The following is an 18,168-nucleotide window of genomic DNA, read 5'->3' on the forward strand; positions in this document are numbered from 1 at the left end:
ACCGCGCACCGGCGATGATCGTCGCCGGACGGTGCGGGCAGGGCTCGCCGGGTGACGACCGCGGGTCAGTTCCGGGAGGAGTGCAGTTCGACCAGCCGCAGCACGGCGCGCTCCAGCGCGTGGTCCGCGTCGGCGGCCATGCCCTTGACGTCCGCGTTCAGCACGGCGACCGCGCGCAACGCCTCAGCGACGGTGGCGCTGCTCCAGCCCCTGGCCTGCGCCTGCGCCTTCTTCACCTTCCACGCGGGCATGCCGAGGTCTCCGGCGAGCCGGAACGGGTCGCCTCGGCCGTAGGCGGCGACGCGGCCGATGGTGCGCACCGAATCGGCCAGGGCGTCCGCGATCAGCACGTGCGCGACGCCCAGCTGGAGCGCCCAGCGCAGCGCTTCCAGCGCTCCGGCCAGGTCACCGGTGACGGCTTTCTCGGCCACCGCGAAGCCGGTCACCTCGGCGCGGCCGCGGTGGTAGCGGCGCACCTCCGACTCGTCGATCTTCCCGCCGGTGTCGGCGACCAGCTGGGAGGCCGCCGAGGACAGCTCGCGCAGGTCGAAGCCGACCGTCTCGATCAGCGCGCCGACTCCGGCGGCATCGATGCGGCCACCCGCGCGACGCACCTCGTCCTTGACGAACGCCTCTCGCTGCGGCCCCTTCGTGATCTTGTTGCACTCGGTGACGCGGGCGTTGAGCTTGCGCAACGCGCTCGGCAACTCCTTGGCGTTCTTCCCACGGCCGCCTCCGCTGTGCACGATCACCAGCACCACGCCGTCCGCGGGCTGCCGCGCGTGCGACAGGATCGCCTCGGCGATCTCCTTGCCCGCGTCCTGAGCGGCTTCCAGCGCCACCACGCGGCCTTCGGCGAACAACGAGGGGCTCAGCAGTTCGTCCAGCTCCGGCGGGGTGAGTTCACTCACCTTGATCCTGCGCAGCTCGGTTTCCGGATCGGCCGCGCGGGCCGCTCCGACCGCCTCCCACAGCGCGCGCTCCACCAGCAGTTCCTCGTCCCCGAGGATCAGGTGCAGCGGATCGCAGACCACCGACGGCGAACTCATAGGGGCATCGTCGCACGACCCTGCGACACCACCGCCGGTCCGTGCGCCGGTACCCGTGCTGGCCAGGACGCGGCGGCCTCCCGTAACGTTGCAGCCACAACCGAATAGCTCATCCAGAGGGGCAGAGGGAACGGCCCGATGAAGCCCCGGCAACCATCTCGACCTTTCGCGGCATTCGCGAGGTAGTCGAAGAAATTGGTGCCAACTCCGACCCGCCCGCGGGACAGATGAGGAAAGGACCTCGCGATGACCGCTGCCGCCCATGCCCCGAACTCCACCGGCAAGACCTACGACCTCGGTCCGGCCGTCGAGCTGGTGTCGAAGGAAGAGGGGCACCGCCAGCCGCTGGCGCCCGAGTTCGTGTCCCTGGAGGACTTCTCGCCGCTGGAGGTCGCCTACGACTTCGGGCGCATCCGCCGCGAGGACATCGAGGCAGGCCCCCGCTCCATCTGGCGCTACAAGAAGCTGCTGCCGGTGCCGACGAACGTCGAGGAGCACCCGAACACCGAGCCCGGCTGTACCCGGCTGGTGCGCGCGGACAACCTCGCGAAGGCGCTCGGCGTCAAGCGGATCTGGATCAAGGACGACACCGGCAACCCGACGCACTCCTTCAAGGACCGCGTGGTCGCGGTCGCGCTGGCCGCCGCCCGCGAGTTCGGGTTCAAGGTGCTGGCCTGCCCGTCCACCGGCAACCTCGCCAACGCCGTCGCCGCCGCCGCGGCCCGCGCCGGCTGGGACTCGGTGGTCCTCGTCCCGTCCAACCTGGAGCGGGCGAAGATCCTGATGAGCGCGGTCTACGACGGCTCGCTGCTCGCGGTGGACGGCAACTACGACGATGTGAACCGGCTGGCGACCGAGCTCGCCGCCGAGCACGAGGACTGGGCGTTCGTCAACGTCAACGTGCGGCCGTACTACTCGGAGGGCTCCAAGACCCTCGGGTTCGAGGTCGCTGAGCAGCTCGGCTGGCGGCTGCCGGAGCAGATCGTGGTGCCCATCGCCTCCGGTTCGCAGCTGACCAAGGTGGACAAGGGCTTCCGCGAGCTCGGCCAGACCGGTCTGGTCGAGCAGAGCCCGTACCGGATCTTCGGCGCGCAGGCCAACGGTTGCTCGCCGGTGGCCAGCGCGTTCAAGCAGAACCACGACGTGGTGCAGCCGGTCCGCCCGGACACCATCGCGCGTTCGCTGGCGATCGGTGCTCCCGCCGACGGCCCGTACGTGCTGGACGTGGTCCGGCGCACCGGCGGGGCCATCGAGGACGTCACCGACGAGGAGGTCGTCGCCGGTATCCGGCTGCTGGCCCGCACCGAGGGGATCTTCGCCGAGACCGCCGGTGGCGTCACCGTCGCGACCGCGAAGAAGCTCATCGAGGCCGGTCAGATCGACCCGGACCAGGAGACGGTGCTGCTCATCACCGGCGACGGCCTCAAGACGCTGGACGCCGTGCAGGACCAGGTCGGTCCGAAGGCGACCGTCGCCCCGAACACCGATGCCGTGAACGAGGCCCTCGGCCTGTGATCGGTGGCCGTGGGCCGCGGAGCACCGCGGCCCACGGTCCCGGACCGGTGCGCCGGTCACTTCTCGTCCGGCCGCAGCGGATCGCCCCGCTCCACCGCGGTGCTCCCGCCACGGCCCGGGACGATCGCGATGTCCCCGGACCGGTCCGTGCGGTGGATCCGCGCACCCAGCCGCTGCAGCTCGCCCAGGATGAGCGGGCTCGGGTGGCCGTAGTCGTTCCCGGCGCCGACGCTGATCACCGCCAGCCGCGGGCGCACCTGTGCGAGCAGCCGCGGCGTCGTGAACCGGGACCCGTGGTGCGGCACCTTGAGCACCTCCGCCCGCAGGTCCGCACCTGACGTGAGCAGCGCGGCCTGCCCGGGCAGCGCGATGTCCCCGGTCAGCAGCACCCGTCCCGCCCGGGTGGTCGCCTTGACCACCAGCGACGCGTCGTTGGCGTCCTCCGCGGACGTGCTGCGGGCGAGCGCTCCCCGCGGCCCGAGCACGTCGAGCACCAGTTCCGGCCACTGCAACCGCTGTCCCGCGCGCAGCGGGATGACGGGTGCCCGGTGCGTGCGGGCGGCCGCCCGCACTTCCCGGGCCGCCCAGGCCGGTTCGTCCAACGGCCCGACCGCGACCGCACCGACCTGCCGCCCGGACAGCACCGCCGAGATGCCGCCGACGTGGTCGGCGTGCAGGTGGGTCAGCACCACCAGCGGGACGCTGCGGATCCGCAAGCGGCGCAGGCACTCCGCCATCAGCGCCGGGTCCGGTCCGGTGTCGACCACGACCGCTTCCCGGTCCCGCCCGGTGGCCAGCACCAGCCCGTCGCCCTGCCCCACGTCGCAGGCGACCATCGACCACCCCGGCGCCGGCCAGGGGAACACCTGCTGGCGGACCGGGATCACCACCACCACGACGACCAGCACCGCGCTGATCAGCACCAGCCGGGCGATGCGGCCGCGCAGCACGATCAGCAGCACCGCTGAGAGCACCGCCAGCGCGATCCCGCCCACCGCACCGGACGGCCAGTCGACGACCGCCCCCGGCACGGCCGCCGAGTGCCGGGCGACCGCGAGCACCCACTCCAGTTCGGGTCCTGCCAGCCACACCAGCGCCTTCGCCGGCAGTGCCCACCACGGGGCCACCACCGTCGCCGCGACCCCGAGCACCGTCGCGGGTGCCACGAGCGGCCCGGCCAGCAGGTTCGCCACCACCGCGACCAGGCTGACCTGTCCGGAGATCGCGGCCACCAGCGGCGCGGTGACCAGGTGCGCCGCCGCGGGCACCGCGAGAGCCTCGGCGAGCCCGACCGGCACTCCCCTGGCGTGCAGCGCCGCCGACCAGCCGGGTGCCAGCAGCACCAGTCCCGCCGTCGCCGCCACCGACAGCGCGAACCCCGCCGTGGTCGCCAGCCCGGGAGCGAGCAGCAGCAGGCCGATGACGCTGCCCGCCAAGGTCGGCAGTGCCGAGCGCTCGCGGCCCAGTGCCAGCGCGAACAGCGTGATCGCGCCCATCACGGCGGCCCGCAGCACGCTCGGTTCGGGTCCCGCGAGCACCACGAACCCGGCCATCGCCACCCCGGCACCGACCGCGCACGGCACCGGTCCCGCACCGATCAGGCGCAGTGCCAGCAGCACCGCCCCGCACACGATGGCCAGGTTCGCCCCGGACACCGCCATCAGGTGCGTCAGCCCGGCGGTCTCGAACTGCTCCACCACTTCCGGTGGCAGCAGCCCGGTGTCGCCGACGACCAGCCCCGGCAGCAGGCCCGCCGCTTCCGGACCCAGCACGGTCCGGGAGGTCGAGCGCAGGCCGTCCCGCAGGCCCTCCGCGACCCGCTGCCAGCCCGGTGCCGGGCGCACCTGCTCCGGTCCCTGGCCGACTTGGATCGCGGCGGTCAGCAGTTCCCCGCCGCGCGGCGGCGCGGCTCGCCCGGTGGCGGTCACCTGCTGGCCCGCGATCAGCGAGCGCCACGGTTCCGTCGGCACCAGGAGCAGCGCCCGGCCGCCGGCCGCGATCCGCCGGTCGCCGACGTCGACCGAGTGCAGCCGCACCGGCACCACCGAGCGGTCCTGGGCGCGCCGAGCGCCGTAGGACGCTCCCCGCAGCGGTTTCGGGCGTGCGGTGAGCGACGCCCGCACCACTACCCGTTCGCCCTGCTGCGCGGCGAGGTGCAGCGGGTGCACGGCGACCGAGTGGGTCCGGATGCCCACGCCGGTCGCGGTGATCCCGGTCAGGACCAGCACCACCAGCAACCCGTTGCGCCAGCGCCGGGCCCGCCTCGCCCGCACCAGCGGCAGCAGCACCACCGCAGAGATCGCCAGCGCGGCCGCCACGCCCCACCCGCCGAGCAGACCGGCCAGCGTCACCGACCAGGTCACCACGGCCGCGGGCACCAGTCGCAGGTCGAGCACGCCGGTCCGGGGGTAGGACGTGACCTTCACACCTGGACCAGGTCGCGGAGCTTGGCCAGCTTCGCCGCGCCGATACCGTCGACGTCCTGGAGTTCGTCCACGGAACCGAAGCGACCGTGCTCGGTGCGCCACTGCACGATCCGTTCCGCGGTGACCTCGCCGACTCCTGGTAGCGCATCGAGTTCCTCCTCCGTGGCGGTGTTCAGGTCGACCTTGGACGGTGTCGTCCCGGAACCGGGTGGGTTCGCGGCCTGCCCGGTGTCCGCGCCCGGCGGTACCGGGACGGCGACGTAGAGCTGCTCCCCGTCGGTGAGTCGGCGGGCGAGGTTGAGCACGGTGATGTCGATCTCCGGCCCGGTGGTGCCACCGGCGGCGCGGAGCGCGTCGGCGACCCTGGAGCCCGGTGGCACGGTGACCAGCCCGGGCCGGGTCACCTCTCCGACGACGCTGATCACCAGTTCCGGTGGCGGCGGCGGTGGCTCCGGTTCGGCGACCGCCACGGGCAGCGGGGCCGGCGGGGCAGGAGCGGGTTCGGCGACGGGACGGCCCAGCCAGGTGGTGACCGCGACGACGAGCAGTGCCAGCACGGCGGCGAGCAGCAGTCCGATCCGTCCCGCGCGGCCGGGATCGATCCTGGCGCGCAGCACGGATTCGGGCAGCCACCGCTGCAGGTGCCTGCGCATTCCGGCGAACTGCCCGCGGAACGGTTCGCGGGCGGAATGCCTACCGGCGGAATCGGGTCCGGCGCGCGATTCCGGTTCGCCCGGCACATCGGGTGGATCGGCGCTGTCGTCGTCGGACGTGCGGTACCGGAGCGTTCGTCCGGTGCCCGCGCCATCGCGCGCTGCCTGCTGCTTCAGCGCCAGCAGGCGGCTGCGCGGGGTGTCGTCGGGGGCGGCGGAATCCTCGAGGATGCCGCGGAAGAGAGTGGGGACGGCCATGGATTCGACGGTAGGAGCGGGCGCCGAATGCGCGCCAGACCCGAATTCAACATCTGTGGATGAATCGGCACCCTGTGGACAACTCGGCGCAATTCCTCACGAACGGGCGATGAAGAGTTCCCCGGAACGAAGCCGTATCCGAATTTCGCTACTGGAAATTCATCCCGCCAGCCGCCAGCCACCGGGCAGCACCACGGCTCCCAGCGCGCCCGGACCGATGTGCGCCCCCACCACCGGCCCCACCTCGGAGACCACGCAATCCAGCGCCACAGACACCTGGCGCCGCAACTGCTCGGCCAACCGCTCCGCCCACTCCGGGGCGTCCAGGTGGTGGATCGCCACCGACAGCGACCCGGACTCCGCGCCGCGGGCCACCAGGTCGAGCAGCCGGGCGTGCGCGCGGGCCGTGGTCCGCACCTTCTCCAGCAGCTCCACGCGACCGTCGTGGACGTGCAGCAGCGGTTTGATGGCCAACGCCGTGCCCAGCACCGCGGCCGCGGCGCCGATCCGGCCACCGCGGCGCAGATGTTCCAAGGTCTGCACGGAGAACAGGGTGCGGGTCCGCTGCGCGATCAGGGCCGCCCGGCTCTCCACCGCCGACAGGCCCGCCCCGGCCCGGGCGCTGTCCGCCGCGCCCAGCGCCGCGAATCCCAGCCCCATCGCCGCGGACCGCGAGTCGACCACCCGGATCCGATCCGGATCGACCTCGCGAGCCGCCAGCCGAGCCGCGTCCCAGGTACCCGACAACCGGCGGGACAGGTGCACCGACACGACGCCGTCCGCGCCGCTCTCCAGCGCTTCCCGGTAGGCGGTGGCGAACTCGCCCGCACTCGCGCCGGACGTGGTCACGCGCTCCTTGCGGTCCCAGGCGGCCGTCAACCGGCCCGAGTCGAACTCGTGCTCCGGGATCGAATCCGCGCCCTGCACGCTCACGTGCAGCGGGACCACCCGGAGCGCGTGCCGCTGCGCGAAACCCGCGGGCAGGTACGCGGTCGAATCGGTGACGACGGCTACGGACACGCGCGCCACCCTAACCAGGAGCGGTGCTCAGGCGGGGACACCACCGTTGTACGTGGTCAGCCGCCACCGGTCGGTCCCGGTGCGGCGCGTCAGCACCACCCAGTGGCAGTTGGAGATCCCGCCGAGGCTGGGCCACAGCTCCACCGGCAGCTCCAGCATCCGGGCCGTCAGCCCGGTGATGAGGCCGCCGTGCGCGCAGACCAGCGCGGTCTCCTGGTAGGTGGTGTCCAGCTCGGACACGACCTCGAAGGCCCGTTCTGCCACCTCGACGCGGGATTCGCCGCCCGGCGGGGACCAGGTGGCGTCCGAACGCCACACCGCCATCGAGCCCGGCCAGCCGTGCTCCACCTCGGCGCCGCTGAGGCCCTGCCACTCGCCCAGGTGCGTCTCCCGCAGCCGCTTGTCCTGCCGCACCGGCATCCCGGAGAGCTCGGTGAACGCGGCAGCGGTGGCGCTCGCGCGGCGCAGGTCCGACCCGACCGCGACCTCCGGTTCGAAGGCCGCGACGACCGGGGCGGCCCGCTGCGCCTGCGCGATACCCGCCTCGGTCAGCGACGTGTCCAGGTGCCCCTGGATGCGGCCGGCGGCGTTGTAGTCCGTCTCACCGTGCCGCCAGAGCACCAGGCGAGCCAAGCTCACTCGTCGCCGTCCCGCTGCTCGGCGCTGTCCACGAAGTCGATCCGCGGGCAGTCCTTCCACAGCCGTTCCAGCTCGTACACCTCGCGCTCTTCGGTGTGCTGCACGTGGACCACCACGTCGACGAAGTCGAGCAGCACCCAGCGCCCCTCGCGCGCGCCTTCGCGCCGCACGGGCTTGGTGCCCGCGGCGCGCATCTTCTCCTCGACGTTCTCCACGATCGAATCGACCTGGCGCTCGTTCGGCGCCGAGGCGATCACGAAGCAATCGGTGATGACCAGCTGCTCGGAGACGTCGAGCAGCACGAGGTCGTTCGCCTTCTTGTCGGCCGCGGCCTGCGCCGCGACCAGGGCCAGCCTGCGGGCTTCCTCAGTGGCTGCCACGTCTCTCCTCTCAGGCGGGCACGGTTCCGCCCACGCGCCCCAGGATAGCCAGCGCGTGCACGCCTCCCGCGACCCGCCGGGGTCGGACGGCGGAACGGGAAAACCGGTTGCCGCCGATCGGACACTGGAACGGGGCGAGGAGGCGAGATGCGGGTGCGTTCGGCACGGCACGACGACGAGCGGGCGCTGGCGCGGATCGTGCGCGCCGCGTGGACCCCGGAATCATCCGTGTTCCCCCGACCCGCCGCCGACGCCCCGTTCTTCCGCGAGCCGGTCGTCCCGGAGAACGTCCTCGTGGCGCTCGCCACGGACGAGCCGATCGGCTTGATCAAGCTCGTCCCGATGGCGGCGGCCCAGCCCCGGCTCGGCGTGGCCGCCGCGCACGTGCAGCAGATCTACGGCCTGTCGGTCGCACCGGAGCACCAGGGTGGCGGGGCCGGGACCGAGCTCCTCGGCGCCGCTCGCGCGGAAGCGGTCGCCCGGGGCGCGCGCCGCATCACCATGCGGGTGCTCGGCAGCAACGCGCGGGCGCAGCGGTTGTACGAGCGGCTCGGCTACCGGGTCGAGGGCGTCGAGCGCGAGCAGTTCCTGCTCGGCGGGGCCTACGTCGACGACGTCCTGCTCGCCCTGGACCTGACCTGACCGCAGTCTTGGCGGCATACCGGGTCCGGTGCTCGGGGTCGTACCACTGCCACCGGATGAGCGCCCGGCACCGGCTGCTGGACGGGGGCGCGAGTGGTTCCGCACGACGGCCGCGCGCCGGTTCCGGACCGCTACGTCGGCTTTCGTGACTCATGAGCGGACACCGTCCCTCCAACCGGCGATGTCGGCGGACGTGCCCGGTCTCCACCGGCTTCGGCGGGAGCTCGAGGACTGGCTCCGGGTGAAGGACGTCGACCAGTGGAAACCCGGCGAGGTGCGGCCGCACGACATCGCGGCCCAGATCGCGCGACGCGAGTGGTACGTCCTGCGCGACGCCGATCTCGGTCTCGTCGCGGCCTTGCGGATCCTCCGTTCCGACCCGGCCTCCTGGGGCGACGACCCCACACCGGCCGTCTACGTACACGGCCTCATGGTGAGCCGGCGGAAAGCCGGGCACGGGCTCGGCTCTTCGTTGCTGCGGTGGGCAGGCGATCGAGGTCGGGCGAGTCGGGCGCGGTTCCTGCGGCTGGACTGCGGCGAATCGAACGAGGTCCTCCGCGCCTTCTACCGCGACCTCGGTTTCCGCGAGGTCGGACGCCGCGACTTCACCGACGGCCTGTTCAGCGTCACCCTGTTCGAGAAGGTGCTCTGACCGCGGCGGGCCTCGCCGATGTCGATCTCCACCGCGGGCGCGCACGGCGCCGCAGGGCTGCGTCCGTCGTGGTCCCGACCTCCGCCCGGAGCGGCGCGGACGCGGCGGCGAGTTCGGCCGGACGAGCCGAACGCTGTCGGACGCGCACCCGGCGCCGCGCAGGCTCGCGCAGCACGACGACACCGGCGCGCAGGCCGATATCTCCCCCCGCGCGGACCCGCTGAACGCCTACGCGCACGACTGACCTGGAGCGATCGACAGCACGCGCACCTCGGTCGACGTGGCGCTACGCGGGCGATCCCGAGCGAGTCGTACCGAGGTCGTACCGGACGATCACGGACCCCACTCCGGGGCCGGTCCGCCCTCGTCCGGGCGGTAGAGGCCGCGCTTGGTGATGTACTGGACGATCCCGTCGGGGACGAGGTACCAGACCGGCAGTCCGGCGTGGACGCGTTCGCGGCAGCCCGTGGAGGAGATCGCCATCGCCGGGATCTCCACCAGCGACACCGATCCCTGCGGCAGGTGCGCGCCGTTGAGCGAGTAGCCGGGGCGCGTCACGCCGATGAAGTGGGCGAGGTCGAACAGCTCCTCCACCCGGTGCCAGGACAGGATCTGCTCCAGCGCGTCGGCGCCGGTGATGAAGTACAGCTCGGCGTCCGGGTACAGCGCGCGCAGGTCGCTGAGGGTGTCGGCGGTGTAGGTGGGGCCGCTGCGGTCCACGTCCACCCGGCTGACCAGGAACCGCGGGTTGGAGGCGGTGGCGACCACCGTCATCAGGTAGCGGTCCTCGGCGGGGCTGACCGCCTCGTGGCCCTTCTGCCACGGCTGACCGGTCGGCACGAAGATCACTTGTTCGAGGCCGAACTGGGCCTGCACTTCACTGGCCGCTACGAGGTGGCCGTGGTGGATCGGGTCGAAGGTGCCACCCATGACCCCGATACGGCGCCGACGAGTCATGACTGCAGACCCTAAACGAGCGACGCCTCGACCAGCCCCGATGAACGTCCTGACGGTGACCGATCCCACCCCGGGGATCGGTCACCGGCGGTCTCAGCTCGCGGGGCGCACGTGCCCGTCGCCGTACACGAGCCACTTGGTGGAGGTCAGCTCCGGCAGCCCCATCGGGCCGCGCGCGTGCAGCTTCTGGGTGGAGATGCCGATCTCGGCGCCCATGCCGAACTCGGCACCGTCGGTGAACGCGGTCGAGGCGTTGACCATGACGGCCGCCGAGTCGACGCGGGCGGTGAAGGAGCGGGCGGCCCGCACGTCGTCGGTCACGATCGCCTCGGTGTGCCCGGAGCCGTGCGCACGGATGTGCTCGGTGGCGACCTGCAGCGAGTCGACGACGGCGGCGGCGATGTCCAGCGAGCCGTACTCGGTGTCCCAGTCGGACTCCTCGGCGGCGACGACGCCGGAGCCGCCGAGCCGGGCGACCTCCTCGTCGCCGTGCACGGTGACGCCCGCGGCGCGCAGCTCGGCGACGGCGCGGGGCACGAACTCGGCAGCGATGTCCCGGTGCACCAGCACCGTCTCGGCCGCGTTGCACACGCTGGGGCGGCGGGCCTTGGAGTTCAGCAGGATGCGCAGCGCGGTGTCGACGTCGGCGCGGGCGTCGACGTAGACGTGGCAGTTGCCGACGCCGGTCTCGATGGTGGGCACGGTGGACTGCTCGACGACGGTCGAGATCAGTCCGGCGCCGCCGCGCGGGATCACCACGTCGACCAGCCCGCGCGCGGTGATCAGGTGCCGCACCGAGGCGCGGTCGTGGCTGGGCAGCAGCTGGATCGCGTCCGCGGGCAGCCCCTGCTCGACGAGGACGTCGCGCAGCACCGCGACCAGCGCGGTGTTCGAGCGCTCGGCGGAGGCGGAACCGCGCAGCAGCACCGCGTTCCCCGACTTCGCGGTGAGCCCGGCCGCGTCCACGGTCACGTTGGGCCGGCCCTCGTAGACGATGCCGACGACGCCCAGCGGCACCCGCACCTGCTGCAGCTGCAGCCCGTTGGCGAGCACGTTGCCGCGCACCACCTCACCGGTCGGGTCCGGCAGCCCGGCGACGGTGCGCAGGCCGTCCGCGATGCCCGCGACGCGGTCGGTGGTCAGCCGCAGCCGGTCGATCAGCCCGGCGGCGGTGCCGTTCTCCTCGGCCCGCGCGACGTCGAGCTCGTTCGCCGCCACGATCTCCGGGGCCCGTTCGACCAGCGCATCGGCCATGGCGTGCAGCGCGGCGTCCTTGGCGCCGCGCGGCAGCAGGGCCAGTTCCGCCGCGGCGTCGCGGGCGGCGCGGGCCGCCGTGCGCACCTGCTCGCGGAGCTCGTCGCCGGAGTCCTGCGCGTGCTGGTCGGTGGAGGCATCGATGCTCGTCGTCACGCACCCAGCCTAGTGGGGCGGCGCAACGGAGTTCCGCTGGTGACGAACCGGCGGGCGGTGCCGGGCGCGTCGGAGCCGTCCGGTAGGAATCGTGGCGTGGACGAACAAGCCCTGCGGGAACTCGCCGACGAACGGCTCCGCGCGCTGGCCGGTCCGGACGCCGTGCTGCGCGACGACCAGTGGCGCGCCATCGAAGCGCTCGTGCTGCACCGCCGCCGCGCGCTCGTGGTGCAGCGCACCGGCTGGGGCAAATCGGCGGTGTACTTCCTGGCCACGGCGCTGCTGCGCGAACTCGGCGAAGGTCCGACGGTGATCGTCTCGCCACTGCTGGCGCTGATGCGCAACCAGGTCGCCGCAGCCGAGGCCGCCGGGGTCCGGGCCGCCAGCATCAACTCGGCGAACCCGCAGGCGTGGCAGGCCATCGAGGAGCAGATCGCCGTCGGCGACGTGGACGTGCTGCTGGTGAGCCCCGAACGGCTGAACAATCCGGATTTCCGGGACACCGTGCTGCCGGAGCTCACCCAGAGCGCGGGCCTGCTGGTGGTCGACGAGGCGCACTGCATCTCCGACTGGGGCCACGACTTCCGCCCGGACTACCGCAGGCTGCGGACGCTGCTGGGCGAGCTCCCCGAGGGCGTGCCGGTGCTGGCCACGACCGCCACCGCCAACGACCGGGTGGTGCAGGACGTCTCCGAGCAGCTCGGCGTCGGCGGCGAGTTCAGCGATCCGCAGGAGACGCTGGTGCTGCGCGGCACCCTCGACCGGGAGAGCCTGCGGCTCGGCGTGGTGTCGCTGCCGACCGCGCAGGCCCGGCTGGCGTGGCTGGCCGGCAACCTCGGCGGGCTCACCGGTTCCGGGATCATCTACACGCTCACCGTCGCCGCCACCGAGGAGGTCGCCGGTTACCTGCGCGACCAGGGCTTCGAGGTGGCGTCCTACTCGGGCCGCACCGATCCGGAGGAGCGGCAGCGCGCCGAGGAGGACCTGCTGGCGAACCGGGTGAAGGCGCTGGTCGCCACCTCGGCGCTGGGCATGGGCTTCGACAAGCCCGACCTGGGGTTCGTGGTGCACCTGGGGGCGCCGTCCTCGCCGATCGCCTACTACCAGCAGATCGGTCGCGCCGGGCGCGGGGTGCGGCGGGCGGAGGCGCTGCTGCTGCCCGGCCCGGAGGACCAGGAGATCTGGCGCTACTTCGCGTCGATGGCGTTCCCGCCGGAGCCGACCGTGCGCGCCATCCTCGACGCGCTCGCCGAAGGGGGCACGCTGTCCACCGCGGCGCTGGAGCCGCGCGTGGACCTGGGCCGGTCCCGGCTGGAGATGGTGCTCAAGGTCCTCGACGTGGACGGCGCGGTGCGCCGGGTCAAGGGCGGCTGGGAGGCGACCGGCGAGCCGTGGACCTACGAGGCCGAGCGCTACGGGTGGATCGCCGCGGAACGCGCCGCCGAGCAGCGGGCGATGCTGGACTACCTCGCCACCGCGGACTGCCGGATGGAGTTCCTGCGCCGCCAGCTCGACGACCCGTACGCGGAACCGTGCGGGCGCTGCGACAACTGCACCGGCGAGCACCACTCCGCCGAGGTCGACGAGCAGGTGGTGCAGCGGGCGAACGAGCGGCTGCGCCGCCCCGGCGTGGAGCTGGAGCCGCGCAAGCTGTGGCCGACCGGGATGGACGCGCTGGGCGTGCCCGTGTCCGGGCGGTTGCCCGCGGCGGAACGCGCCGAGCAGGGGCGGGCCGTCGGCAGGCTCACCGACATCGGCTGGGGCAACCGGCTGCGCGACCTGCTGGGCACCGGCGTCCCGGACCAGGAGCTGCCGGAGGACCTGTTCCAGGCGTGCGTGCAGGTGCTCGCCTCGTGGGAGTGGGAGCAGCGGCCGGTCGGCGTGATCTCCATCGGCTCGAACAGCAGGCCGCTGCTGGTGCGCAGCCTCGCGCAGCGCATCGCCACCATCGGCAGGCTGCCGCTGCTCGGCGAGGTCGCCACGAATCCGGACGGCACGCCGCGGCGGGGCAACAGCGCGCAGCGCGTCGGCTCGCTCCGCGGCCAGTTCAAGATCCCCGACGAGCTCGCGGCGCGAGTGGCCGAACTGGACGGCCCGGTGCTGCTGATGGACGACTACGCCGACACCGGCTGGACCGCGGCGATCGTGGCCCGCACGCTGCGGCTCGCGGGCGCCCCGGCGGTGCTGCCGTTCGCCCTCGCCTCGACCGGCTGACCGAGGTTCCCGGGGGCTGGGAAGGGTTCCCAACCGGCGCGGGCCGCCATAGTGTGGCGCGATCTGTGCGGGGGAGGCTGCGGATGGTCACGTCGAGGTCGGAAGTGCCGGAACGGCACCGGCTTCCGGTGCGCAAGCTGGTCGCGGCCAGCATCGGCAATGCGATCGAGTGGTACGACTGGACGATCTACAGCGCGTTCAGCGTGTACTTCGCGACCCGCTTCTTCCCCGGTGAGCTCGCGCTGGTCAACACGCTGGCGACGTTCGCGCTGGCGTTCTTCTTCCGCCCGCTCGGCGGCTGGCTGCTGGGCCGGTTCGCCGACCTGCGCGGGCGCAAGACCGCGATGCTGCTGACGATCGTGCTGATGGCGGGCGGCTCGCTGCTCATCGGGGTGCTGCCGACCTTCGACCTGATCGGCTGGGGCGCACCGGCGCTGCTGGTGCTGGCGCGCGTCGGGCAGGGGCTGTCGCTGGGCGGCGAGGTGTCGAACGCCTCCGCCTACCTCGCCGAGATCGCCCCGGCGAGCAGGCGCGGCCGCTACTCGGCGTTCTTCTACATCTCCACCGGGGCGGCGCTGCTGGTGGCCTCGCTGCTCGGGTACCTGCTGACCTCGGTGCTGAGCGAGCAGCAGCTGACCGCGTTCGGCTGGCGCATCCCGTTCGTCGTCGGCGGTGTGCTCGGCCTGATCGGGATCTGGCTGCGGCGGTCGCTGGAGGAGACCGAGCAGTTCGCCGACAACCGGGAGAAGGCGCGAGCGCTGCGCAGTCCACTGTGGACGACGTTGCGGTGGCACCCGAAGGCCGTGGGCATGCTCATCGGGTTCAGCATGCTCTCCACGCTCTGCTACTACACGTTCTTCAGCGCGCTCACCCCGTTCGCCGTGGACACCCGGCACGCCGACGCCACGGACGTGTTCCTGGCGCTGTCGGTGGCGACGGTGCTGTTCATCGCGCTGCAGTACCCGATGGGGGCGCTCTCGGACCGGTTCGGCCGCAAGCCGCAGCTGCTCGTGTGGTCGGCCGCGACGGCGGTGCTGATCGTGCCGCTGTCCGCGCTGGTCGGGCCGGGCCTCGGCGGGCTGCTGGTGGTGTTCTGCGTCGGCGTCGGGCTCTACTCGGCGATGACCTCGATCGCACCGGCGATCATGTCGGAGCTGTTCCCGACGGAGCTGCGCGGTCTCGGCATCGGCGCCTGGTACAACCTGACCGTCGCGGTGTTCGGCGGGACGGCGCCGCTGGTGATCCAGGCGTTCGCCGCGTTCGGCGCGGAGGCGCTGTTCTTCTGGTACATCGCGGCCGCGGCCGTCCTCGCGTTCTTCGTGATCCTCGCGCTGCCGGAGACCAGGGGCAGCGAGCTGCGCTAGCGCAGCGGCACCAGGTCGTCGGCGTGCACCACTTCGCGGCGCTGCTCGGCGGGCAGTTCGTGGCTGGACCGGCCGATGAGCTCGGGCAGTTCCGCCGCGTCGTAAGCGACGACGCCGCGCGCCACCACGGCCCCGGCCGGGTCGACGAGTTCCACCACGTCCCCGCCGTCGAACGCGCCCTCCACCGAGGTGATCCCGGCCGCCAGCAGCGACCGGCGCCGCCGCACCACGGCCGAGACCGCGCCGTCGTCGAGCCACAACCGGCCGCGCGCCCCCGCCGCGTGCGCCAACCAGAAGCGCCGGGCGGAGAGCCTGCTGCCGGTGGTCGCGAACGCGGTGCCCACGTCGGCGTCGCCGAGCGCCCGCGCGGCCTGCGCCGCCGAGGTCAGCAGTACCGGGATGCCCGCGGTGCACGCCACCCGCGCCGCCTCCACCTTCGAGGCCATGCCACCGGTGCCCACCCCGGAACCCGAGGCGCCCGCGTCCACCCCGGCCAGGTCGGCGGCGCTGGTGACCTCGCGGATCGCCGACGCCCCGCCGCCGCGCGGATCACCGTCGTACAAGGCGTCCACATCGGACAGCAGCAGCAGCGCGTCCGCACCGACCAGGTGCGACACCAACGCGGCCAGCCGGTCGTTGTCGCCGAACCGGATCTCCGCGGTGGCCACCGTGTCGTTCTCGTTCACCACCGGCACCACGCCGAGGGTGAGCAGCCGGTTCAGCGTGCGCTGCGCGTTGCGGTAGTGCGAACGCCGCACCACGTCGTCGGCGGTGAGCAGCACCTGCCCCACGGTGCGCCGGTAGCGGGCGAAGGACTCGGCGTAGGCGTGGGCCAGCGCCTGCTGCCCCACGCTCGCGGCGGCCTGCTTCGTCGCCAGGTCCCGCGGGCGGCGGCGCAGCCCCAGCGGGGCGATCCCGGCGGCGATGGCACCGGAGGACACCACCACGACCTGGCAGCCGGTGGCGGCCCTCGCCTCCACCGCGTCCACCAGGGACGCGAGCCGCGCCTGGTCCAGCGCTCCCCTGCCGGTGGTCAGCGAGGACGAACCGACCTTGACGACGATGCGGTGCGCCGCCGCGATCGACTCCCGGGTCCGCGAGGACTGCACCGCGCCGGTCACTCGTCCTCCTCGGCTCCCCCGGCGTAGCCGCCTTCGGCGTCGAGGTTCCCGCGGCGCGCCTTCTTCGCCGCCTTCCGGTCGGACGCGCCGATCCGGTCGGTCGCGTCCAGGCGCGAGTCGGTGCCACGGCCGGTGAGCACGGCGGCGACCCCGGCCGGGGTGGACGGCTCCCAGTCGAACGTGACGCCGCCGATGGTGACCTGGCTGCCCGGTTCGGCGCCCGCCTTGCCGAGCGCCTCTTCCACGCCGAGCTTCGCGAGCCGGTCGGCGAGGAAGCCCACCGCCTCGTCGTTGTCGAACGCGGTCTGGCGCACCCAGCGCTCCGGCTTCTCGCCGCGCACGATGAACGCCTCGTCGTCCTCCGGATCGGTCTCCACCGTGAAGCCGCTGTCGCCGATGGCGTGCGGGCGCACCACGACCCGCGCCGGTTCCGGCTCGGGCAGCGACGCCCGGTAGCGCTCGACCTCTTCGCCCAGCGCGAACGAGAGCTCGCGGAGGCCTTCGTGGCTGGCCGTGGACACCTCGAACACGCGCAGGCCGCGGGCCTCCAGGTCGGGGCGGATCAGGTCGGCGAGCTCCCGCGCCTCCGGCACGTCCACCTTGTTCAGCACCACCAGCCGCGGCCGGTCGCCGAGGTCGCCGTGCTCGCCCTCCAGCGCCGGCGTGTACCGGGCCAGCTCCTCCTCCAGCGCATCCACGTCGGATAGCGGGTCGCGGCCCGGTTCCAGCGTGGCGCAGTCCACCACGTGCACCAGCACCGCGCACCGCTCGATGTGCCGCAGGAAGTCCAGGCCCAGCCCGCGGCCCTCGCTGGCGCCGGGGATGAGGCCGGGCACGTCGGCGACGGTGAACACCGTCTCGCCCGCGGTGACCACGCCGAGGTTCGGCACCAGCGTGGTGAACGGGTAGTCCGCGATCTTCGGCTTGGCCGCGGAGACCACCGAGATCAGCGAGGACTTGCCCGCCGACGGGAAGCCGAGCAGGCCCACGTCGGCGACGGACTTCAGCTCCAGCACCAGTTCGTGCTCGCCGCCCGGCTCGCCGAGCAGCGCGAAACCGGGCGCCTTGCGGGCCTTCGAGGCCAGCGCCGCGTTGCCCAGCCCACCGCGGCCGCCTTCGGCCGCGACGAACGTGGTGCCCGGCCCGACCAGGTCGGCCAGCACCTCGCCGTCCGCGGTGAGCACCACCGTGCCGTCCGGCACCGGCAGCACCAGGTCGTCGCCGATCGCGCCGTTGCGCAGGCTCCCGCGGCCCTGCTTGCCGTTGGCCGCGGTCGCGTGCGGGCGGTGGTGGAAGTCCAGGAGCGTGTGCACGCCCGGGTCGACGACGAGCCGCACGTCACCGCCGCGACCGCCGTTGCCACCGTCCGGGCCGCCGAGCGGCTTGAACTTCTCCCGGTGGACCGAGGCGCAGCCATTGCCCCCATCGCCTGCGGCGATGTGGATGGTCACGCGGTCAACGAACCGCGACACGAGTCCCTCCAGGTGCGGGAAGTGCTGACATTCGATGCGTTCCGCGAACGCGAACGAGGGGCGGGCCGGTGCAGAGACCGGACCCGCCCCTCGTCGGGAACTGCTAGTGCCGAGAGCCGGGTCAGACGACCTCGGCCGGCACGATGTTGACGGTCTTGCGACCGCGCTTGCTGCCGAACTCGACCTCACCGGCCGACAGCGCGAACAGCGTGTCGTCCTTGCCGCGGCCGACGTTCAGGCCGGGGTGGAACTTGGTGCCGCGCTGCCGGAGCAGGATCTCACCGGCCTTGACGACCTGGCCGCCGTAGCGCTTGACCCCGAGGTACTGGGGGTTCGAGTCGCGGCCGTTGCGAGAGCTGGAAGCGCCCTTCTTGTGTGCCATGACTACTCAGGTCC

At 73.1% G+C, this 18,168-nt stretch carries 16 protein-coding genes and 1 riboswitch; of the genes, 5 read left to right on the forward strand and 11 right to left on the reverse strand.

All coding sequences use genetic code 11. The features are described 5' to 3' along the window. Positions 1-65: 65 nt before the first annotated feature. Complete coding sequence (holA, locus tag ABZ805_RS04900) at positions 66-1,049, reverse strand: DNA polymerase III subunit delta (protein ID WP_358434458.1); 984 nt, start codon at positions 1,047-1,049, stop codon at positions 66-68. A 106-nt stretch (positions 1,050-1,155) separates the two neighbouring features. After that, positions 1,156-1,283: riboswitch (SAM riboswitch) on the forward strand. Positions 1,284-1,295: 12 nt separating this feature from the next. On the opposite strand from holA, the gene thrC reads away from it, so the two are divergent. Beyond that, the gene (gene thrC / locus ABZ805_RS04905; RefSeq protein WP_358434461.1) at positions 1,296-2,564 is read left to right on the forward strand and encodes a threonine synthase; all 1,269 of its coding nucleotides are present in this window, start codon (positions 1,296-1,298) and stop codon (positions 2,562-2,564) included. A gap of 56 nt (positions 2,565-2,620) precedes the next feature. Here the strand turns inward: thrC and ABZ805_RS04910 are convergent, their stop codons facing one another. The 5 genes from ABZ805_RS04910 to rsfS all read right to left on the reverse strand — a co-directional run bounded on the left by ABZ805_RS04910 (position 2,621) and on the right by rsfS (position 7,940). After that, complete coding sequence (locus ABZ805_RS04910; protein ID WP_358434464.1) at positions 2,621-4,990, reverse strand: ComEC/Rec2 family competence protein; 2,370 nt, start codon at positions 4,988-4,990, stop codon at positions 2,621-2,623. Continuing rightward, positions 4,987-5,901, reverse strand: a complete 915-nt coding sequence (locus ABZ805_RS04915) for a ComEA family DNA-binding protein (protein ID WP_358434467.1) — start codon at positions 5,899-5,901, stop codon at positions 4,987-4,989. The genes ABZ805_RS04910 and ABZ805_RS04915 overlap by 4 nt, the downstream gene beginning before the upstream one ends. A 159-nt stretch (positions 5,902-6,060) precedes the next feature. After that, positions 6,061-6,921: a DegV family protein gene (locus ABZ805_RS04920; RefSeq protein WP_358434470.1), complete on the reverse strand. Its 861-nt coding sequence runs from the start codon at positions 6,919-6,921 to the stop codon at positions 6,061-6,063. A 27-nt stretch (positions 6,922-6,948) separates the two neighbouring features. After that, positions 6,949-7,560, reverse strand: coding sequence for a histidine phosphatase family protein (locus ABZ805_RS04925; protein WP_358434473.1), 612 nt, complete (start codon positions 7,558-7,560; stop codon positions 6,949-6,951). Continuing rightward, on the reverse strand, positions 7,557-7,940 hold the full coding sequence (rsfS, locus tag ABZ805_RS04930; RefSeq protein WP_358434476.1) for a ribosome silencing factor: 384 nt from the start codon (positions 7,938-7,940) through the stop codon (positions 7,557-7,559). Before rsfS ends, ABZ805_RS04925 begins: the two co-directional genes overlap by 4 nt. Before the next feature lie 147 nt (positions 7,941-8,087). On the opposite strand from rsfS, the gene ABZ805_RS04935 reads away from it, so the two are divergent. Together ABZ805_RS04935 and ABZ805_RS04940 are read left to right on the forward strand one after the other, a co-directional pair. Further along, positions 8,088-8,582, forward strand: coding sequence for a GNAT family N-acetyltransferase (locus tag ABZ805_RS04935; protein ID WP_358434479.1), 495 nt, complete (start codon positions 8,088-8,090; stop codon positions 8,580-8,582). Positions 8,583-8,763: 181 nt separating this feature from the next. Beyond that, positions 8,764-9,234 (forward strand): GNAT family N-acetyltransferase, encoded by a 471-nt coding sequence (locus ABZ805_RS04940; RefSeq protein WP_358434482.1) that lies wholly within the window; start codon positions 8,764-8,766, stop codon positions 9,232-9,234. A 333-nt stretch (positions 9,235-9,567) separates the two neighbouring features. Here ABZ805_RS04940 and nadD read toward each other — a convergent pair whose 3' ends face one another. After that, positions 9,568-10,191, reverse strand: coding sequence for a nicotinate-nucleotide adenylyltransferase (gene nadD, locus ABZ805_RS04945; protein ID WP_358434485.1), 624 nt, complete (start codon positions 10,189-10,191; stop codon positions 9,568-9,570). Positions 10,192-10,284: 93 nt separating this feature from the next. Beyond that, positions 10,285-11,589, reverse strand: a complete 1,305-nt coding sequence (locus ABZ805_RS04950; RefSeq protein ID WP_358434735.1) for a glutamate-5-semialdehyde dehydrogenase — start codon at positions 11,587-11,589, stop codon at positions 10,285-10,287. Between the two features lie 108 nt (positions 11,590-11,697). Here ABZ805_RS04950 and ABZ805_RS04955 point away from each other — a divergent pair, with 108 nt between their 5' ends. Continuing rightward, positions 11,698-13,815: a RecQ family ATP-dependent DNA helicase gene (locus ABZ805_RS04955; RefSeq protein ID WP_358434488.1), complete on the forward strand. Its 2,118-nt coding sequence runs from the start codon at positions 11,698-11,700 to the stop codon at positions 13,813-13,815. Positions 13,816-13,898: 83 nt separating this feature from the next. After that, positions 13,899-15,179 (forward strand): MFS transporter, encoded by a 1,281-nt coding sequence (locus tag ABZ805_RS04960; protein WP_358434491.1) that lies wholly within the window; start codon positions 13,899-13,901, stop codon positions 15,177-15,179. On the opposite strand, the gene proB is transcribed toward ABZ805_RS04960, so the two are convergent. The 3 genes from proB to rpmA form a co-directional block, all read right to left on the reverse strand. Then, positions 15,176-16,300 carry a glutamate 5-kinase gene (gene proB, locus ABZ805_RS04965; RefSeq protein WP_358434494.1) on the reverse strand — a complete coding sequence of 375 codons (1,125 nt, stop codon included), beginning with the start codon at positions 16,298-16,300 and terminating at the stop codon, positions 15,176-15,178. The two genes, ABZ805_RS04960 and proB, sit on opposite strands and share 4 nt — an antisense overlap. After that, positions 16,297-17,784: a GTPase ObgE gene (obgE, locus tag ABZ805_RS04970; RefSeq protein WP_358434738.1), complete on the reverse strand. Its 1,488-nt coding sequence runs from the start codon at positions 17,782-17,784 to the stop codon at positions 16,297-16,299. The genes proB and obgE overlap by 4 nt, the downstream gene beginning before the upstream one ends. Before the next feature lie 109 nt (positions 17,785-17,893). Then, a complete protein-coding gene (rpmA, locus tag ABZ805_RS04975) occupies positions 17,894-18,154 on the reverse strand; it encodes a 50S ribosomal protein L27 (RefSeq protein WP_224961931.1) in 261 nt (86 codons plus the stop codon). Between the last annotated feature and the right edge of the window lie 14 nt (positions 18,155-18,168).

This window comes from Saccharopolyspora sp. NPDC047091 (assembly GCF_040643635.1).
Taxonomy (GTDB): Bacteria; Actinomycetota; Actinomycetes; order Mycobacteriales; family Pseudonocardiaceae; genus Saccharopolyspora_C.

Excerpts from the sequence above, each read along its gene's own strand:
- holA (WP_358434458.1), bottom strand. The coding sequence starts at position 1,049 with ATGAGTTCGCCGTCGGTGGTCTGCGATCCGCTGCACCTGATCCTCGGG.
- thrC (WP_358434461.1), top strand. The coding sequence starts at position 1,296 with ATGACCGCTGCCGCCCATGCCCCGAACTCCACCGGCAAGACCTACGAC.
- ABZ805_RS04915 (WP_358434467.1), bottom strand. The coding sequence starts at position 5,901 with ATGGCCGTCCCCACTCTCTTCCGCGGCATCCTCGAGGATTCCGCCGCC.
- ABZ805_RS04935 (WP_358434479.1), top strand. The coding sequence starts at position 8,088 with ATGCGGGTGCGTTCGGCACGGCACGACGACGAGCGGGCGCTGGCGCGG.
- ABZ805_RS04940 (WP_358434482.1), top strand. The coding sequence starts at position 8,764 with ATGTCGGCGGACGTGCCCGGTCTCCACCGGCTTCGGCGGGAGCTCGAG.
- nadD (WP_358434485.1), bottom strand. The coding sequence starts at position 10,191 with ATGACTCGTCGGCGCCGTATCGGGGTCATGGGTGGCACCTTCGACCCG.
- ABZ805_RS04960 (WP_358434491.1), top strand. The coding sequence starts at position 13,899 with ATGGTCACGTCGAGGTCGGAAGTGCCGGAACGGCACCGGCTTCCGGTG.
- rpmA (WP_224961931.1), bottom strand. The coding sequence starts at position 18,154 with ATGGCACACAAGAAGGGCGCTTCCAGCTCTCGCAACGGCCGCGACTCG.